Source organism: Actinomadura sp. BRA 177 (assembly GCF_013372625.1).
In the GTDB taxonomy this organism is placed as follows: Bacteria; Actinomycetota; Actinomycetes; order Streptosporangiales; family Streptosporangiaceae; genus Spirillospora.
The window spans coordinates 1-5,088 of sequence record NZ_JABXFD010000468.1; the positions used below are offsets into that span (position 1 = coordinate 1).

Here is a 5,088-nt window from a genome sequence, read left to right on the forward strand (position 1 = left end):
GCCTGATCGGCGGCGCCGGACTCGTCGGCGGTGCCGCGGCGGCCGGTGTCGCGGGAGGCATGGCGCTCGGCGGCATCGGGGACGTCGCCGGGCAGGCCGCGAACGTGGCGGGCTACGTCGCGGGCGCCCCGGTGGACGCGTTCGGCAACGCCATCGCCGGATACGCCGGGAATGTCGCCGGTGGCATGGTCGCGGACGCGGCCGGCGGCATCGCCGGTGACATCGCGGGGGACGTCGCCGGCGGCGCGGCCGAGATCCTCGGCGGCCTGCTGGGCGGCCTCTTCGGCTGACCACCGCGTCCACCCGCCGCCGTCCACCGGAAATGCCGGGCCTTTCGGACGAGATCCGCCGCCTCCTCGTCCAACCCGGCCACGGACGGTTATCGTCAAGAGCGCAGCCGCTTCCCGAGGAGTCACGTAACGGGACCCCCCTTCTGAAGGAGGGGGCTTTCAGCCGCTGGCTGAGGGCCGCCGCTACCAGCACCAGCCAACATCACATTGGAGGTGAACGAAGTTGGCTACGTACCGCGTAGGGCCGGAGACCGACCGGGCTGTGCTTCCTCAGCAGCCCGCTCTCGAATTCGGGTCAGCAGACACCCCTCGGGTCGGGGACGAAACGGGACTCGAAGGCCGTCAGGCACCCGGCGCGGTACATGTGCGAGGGGAGATGCTCGGCGCTTCACCTGGTGTCGAGCGCGTCACCCCCGGCTCTACGGCCGGGGAGAAGGTCCGTGAGGGCCACCCCGCCGCATTCGTCCTGGACAAGCACGGCGTAGCGGTGCAGCCGACCACGCCCGCCCGGGCGCGTATGCTGCTCAAGAAAGGCCGGGCCGTGGTCGCCCGGTACACCCCGTTCGTCATCCGGCTCAAGGACCGCACCATCGGCGAGTCGCAGGTGGACGGTGTCGAACTGGGCATCGACCCCGGCTCCAGACACACCGGCATCACCGTCTTCACTGACAAGGATGGCAACCGCCGGGGCCTGTACGGCATTGATCTCGTCCACCGGGGCGGCAGCATCCGGGACAAGATGTCGCAGCGCGCCGCCTACCGCAGGGGCCGCAGATCGCGGAACCTGCGCTACCGCGCCCCCCGCTTCTCCAACCGCACCAAACCCAGAGGCTGGCTTGCGCCGTCGCTGCGGCACCGGGTCGAGACCACCATCACTTGGACCGCCCGACTTGCCCGGTGGGCACCTGTCCAAGCGGTGCACATTGAACGGGTCGCGTTCGACACCCACGCCATCTCCGCCGACCGCCCTCTGGAAGGAGCCGAGTACCAGCAGGGCACGTTGCACGGCACCGAGGTGCGCGAATACCTCCTGGCCAAGTGGGGACGCGCCTGCGCTTACTGTGGTGCAACCGGCGTGCCACTCAACATCGACCACATCCGCCCCCGCTCCAGGGGCGGCTCCAACCGGGTCAGCAATCTGTGCACCGCATGCATCCCCTGTAACCAGGCCAAAGGCAACCGGCCCGTGGAGGACTTCCTCGGCCAAGCCCCGGGGCAGCTCTCCCGCATACTGGCCCAGGCCGAGGCCCCGCTCCGCGATGCAGCGGCCGTCAACGCCACCAGGTGGGCGCTTTGGCGCGCCCTTCATGCCGCGTTCCCGACCGTGCGGACCGCTTCAGGCGGGCGCACGAAATGGAACCGCACTCGTGTCGGCCTGCCGAAGACGCACACCTTGGACGCCCTGTGCGTCGGCCACCTGAACACCATCGACCGCACCCCGCGCACCGTCCTCATCGCCGCGGCCACCGGACGAGGTGCCTACACTCGCACCCGCACCGACCGGTACGGCTTCCCCCGCCTCCGCCTGCCGCGCACCAAGCGGTTCTTCGGGTTCGCCACCGGCGACCTGGTCCGTGCCACGGTCCCGACCGGCCGGTGGGCCGGAACCCACACCGGGCGTGTCGCGGTCCGTTCCAGCGGCAGCCACACCGTCACCACCCCCGCAGGAGCCGTCAAGGCCTCGCACAAGAACCTGGCACTGCTCCAACGGGGCGACGGCTACGCCTACACCACCAAACCCGAAGGGGCCGTGATCAATGCTGCGGCCCGGCAGGTCAGAGCACCGCTCGGGCCCTGGATGCCCGTCCGCGCTTTCGTTCCCCCCGACTAAAGCAGACGGTATCTACGAGAGGAACCCGATGACCACCGTGATCCTGGTTCTGCTCTGCCTCGCGATCGCCGGACGCGAGTTCTACCTCGCGTCCGACAAGCGGCTCCCCCGCGCCCAGGCCGACCTGCGCCTGCTGCAGAACCGGCTGGACCAGCTCGCCCGCGACCACCAGGAGCTCAAGACGGTGGTGGACAACGCCACGGAGCCGGCCGGCATCCCCATCCCGTCCCAGTCGGAGGAGCCGCCCGCCGAGGTCCTCGAACGGCTGGACTCCGTCACCGGACGGGTGGAGCGGCTGGAGAAGCAGTTCGGCGACATCTCCGAGGAACTCGCCGGCGTCGACCTCGACCGCGACGCCCAGCGCGCCCTGGCCCGCTCCCTGGACACCGTGGAGCAGGACGTCCTGGAACTGCACCGCGAGATGCTCGACCGGCTGGACCGCGAGGAGGGCGTCGTCACCGGCGTCCTGCTCAGCGAGGAGGGCGAGGGCGAGGCGCTGCTCGCCGAGGCCTACGAGAAGTGCGCCACCGAGTGCGGGCTGCGCGTCCGGATCCGCGACCAGCGTTCCGCGCAGGCGACCGGCACCTACTGGGGCACCGTCTACCACATGTCGGGACGGCGCCCCGACGTCCTCGCCGAGGACCTGTTCTCCTACGTCCGCGGCCTCTACGACCCGCAGGACGCGTCGGCCGTGAACGCGCTGCTCACCGAACTCGCGGCGCTGCGCGGCGGCGGCATCGCCCAGTTCGGCCCGTTCGTCGCCGTCAGCACGCAGAGCGCGCTGCTGTGCGGTGTGCTCCCGGACGACGAGAGCACACCGCCGGAGCCGTGGCAGCTCGTGGACCACATCCGCGAGCTGCCCGCCGACCGGCAGCGCGACCTGTCCTGGCTGCGCTCCGACGACTGATCACGGCCGGACGAACCGGGGCGTCCCCTCCTCCACACCGAACGCCAGCAGGCACCGCGGCACCCGCGCCGCGTCGATCTGCAGGCACAGCCCGAGCCGCAGCTCCGGGTCGACGATCACGACCCGCCGCAGCGCCCACAGCGCCCGCCGCACCCGCGCCCGCTCCGGTTCGCGGAGCGTCCCGGTGACGACCCGGCCCGCGTACCGCCACAGCGCCGCCGAGTCCAGCACCCGCACGCCCGCCTCCGTGAGGTTCGCGACGATCACGACCCCGCTGTCGTCGTCCTCCGCCCCGGACGGCACCCGCAGCGCGCCCTCGCCCGGCAGGTCCCGAGGCGCCTGCGGCCCGCCCACCGCCCGGTGGTACCGCAGCGGATCCAGCGTGTCGATGACGAAGGCCCCCGCATACGGCCTGGACGCGCGCGGCGGCACCGTCCGCTCCCGCGACCGCACGACGCGGACGCCCAGGTGGGCGCTGAGGTCGAACACCATCCCGGCGTCGTCCAGCCACACGGGCACGCCGAGCTTCGCCGCCGCCTTCCGGTCGAGCGCGTCCATGACCACATCGCCCCGCCGCGACAGCGCCGAGGCGATCCCCATCCCGGGGAACGCGCTCTCCAGCACCGCGAGCATCGCCCGCCACGTCGCACCACCGACGAACTCGCCCACGAACCCGTCCGCCATGGCCCGCCGCCGCCCGGCGTCCGCCATGGGCCGAGGCCGCACCGCGACCTCCGGCACGGTCACCTCCGGCGGCTCCGCTGACAACCCCTTCCCCGGCAAGAACGGCTCGTCCTCGCCCCGCGACGTCCAGGACGACCTGTCCAATACCGGACGCTCCGCAGACGCCTCATGCGCCGCCCAGGGCCCGCCCTCTTGCTGGGCGTAGGACGCCCAAGACTCAGACCCGGCCGGCACCGCCTCCGCCGGCGGAGTCCCCCCGACCGACTCATGCGGCGTCCACGACGGCTCAGGCTCACCCGATACCGAACGTTCCGCCGAAGTCCCGCCCTCGCCAGAGCCCGCCTCATGCCGCCTCCACGACGAGGCAGGTTCCCGCGCCGTCCACGACGCCGAAGACGCCTCCCCCGCAGACCCCACGCCACTCGCCCCCGGCTCCCCCGACGACGCAGGGCCACCGACTGGATCGTGCGGGCTCCACGACGGCGAAGAGGGCTCATCCGCAGGCGACACGCCAGTTGGACGCGGATTCGTCGGGGGCGTGGGGCCGCCAGCTGATTCGCGCGACGTCCACGAGGCCGAGGAGGCCTCACCCGCAGACGGCGCAGCAGACGGACCCGGCTCGGCAGGAGACGCAGGGCCGCCACCGGATGGATCGTGCGGCGCCCACGACGCCGAACGGCGCTCACCCGCAGACGGCACGCCACTCGACCCCGACTCACCCGACGACGCCCGACGGCCACCAGGGGCGCCGGATGGCTCGTGCGGCGACCACGACGACGAGGACGGCTCACCCCCAGACGGCGCGGCAGGCGGACCCGGCTCGGCAGGAGACGCAGGGCCGCCACCAGGGGCGCCAACTGAATCGTGCGGCAACCACGACGCCGAACGCCGCTCACCCGCCGAGGCCACGCCACTCGCCCCCCGCTCACCCGACGACGGCGGACGGCCACCAGGGCCGTCGGATGGCTCGTGCGGCGTCCACGGCGGCGAGGACGGCTCACCCCCAGGCGGCACGCCACTCGCCCTCGACTCAGCCGACGACGCCGGACGGCGACTAGAGCCGCCGGATGGCTCGCGCGGCGTCCACGGCGGCGGGGACGGCTCGCCCGCAGACGGCGCGGCGGGCAGGCCCGGCTCGGCGGGAGATGCAGGGTCGCCACCGGGACCGCCGGATGGCTCGCGCGGCGTCCACGGCGGCGGGGACGGCTCGCCCGCAGACGGCGCGGCGGGCAGGCCCGGCTCGGCGGGAGATGCAGGGTCGCCACCGGGACCGCCGGATGGCTCGTGCGGCGTCCACGAGGGCGTGGATGGCTCGTTCCCGGACGGTGCGGTGGTTGGGGCCGGCTCGGTCGGCGGCGCTGGGGTGCCGGGTGGGG

At 73.1% G+C, this 5,088-nt stretch carries 4 protein-coding genes and 1 pseudogene; 3 read left to right on the forward strand and 2 right to left on the reverse strand.

Annotated elements, in window-relative coordinates; all coding sequences use genetic code 11:
• The 3 genes and pseudogenes from HUX53_RS27380 to HUX53_RS27390 all read left to right on the forward strand — a co-directional run.
• Positions 1-290 (forward strand): annotated as a pseudogene (locus tag HUX53_RS27380) (hypothetical protein); the annotation flags it as partial.
• 376 nt (positions 291-666) lie between these two features.
• Positions 667-2,121 (forward strand): RNA-guided endonuclease IscB, encoded by a 1,455-nt coding sequence (gene iscB, locus HUX53_RS27385; protein WP_176406099.1) that lies wholly within the window; start codon positions 667-669, stop codon positions 2,119-2,121.
• Positions 2,122-2,149: 28 nt separating this feature from the next.
• Positions 2,150-3,028 (forward strand): hypothetical protein, encoded by an 879-nt coding sequence (locus tag HUX53_RS27390; RefSeq protein WP_176406100.1) that lies wholly within the window; start codon positions 2,150-2,152, stop codon positions 3,026-3,028.
• Here HUX53_RS27390 and HUX53_RS27395 read toward each other — a convergent pair whose 3' ends face one another.
• Entirely contained in the window at positions 3,029-3,769 is a 741-nt protein-coding gene (locus HUX53_RS27395) for a hypothetical protein (RefSeq protein ID WP_176406101.1), read from the reverse strand. It abuts the gene before it with no gap.
• Between the two features lie 997 nt (positions 3,770-4,766).
• A partial coding sequence (locus tag HUX53_RS40220) for a hypothetical protein (RefSeq protein ID WP_217919971.1) occupies positions 4,767-5,088 on the reverse strand: 322 nt, incomplete at its 5' end.

Bases quoted from the DNA above. Each gene is read 5' to 3' on its own strand.
- iscB (WP_176406099.1), top strand. From the start codon at position 667: ATGCTCGGCGCTTCACCTGGTGTCGAGCGCGTCACCCCCGGCTCTACG.
- HUX53_RS27390 (WP_176406100.1), top strand. From the start codon at position 2,150: ATGACCACCGTGATCCTGGTTCTGCTCTGCCTCGCGATCGCCGGACGC.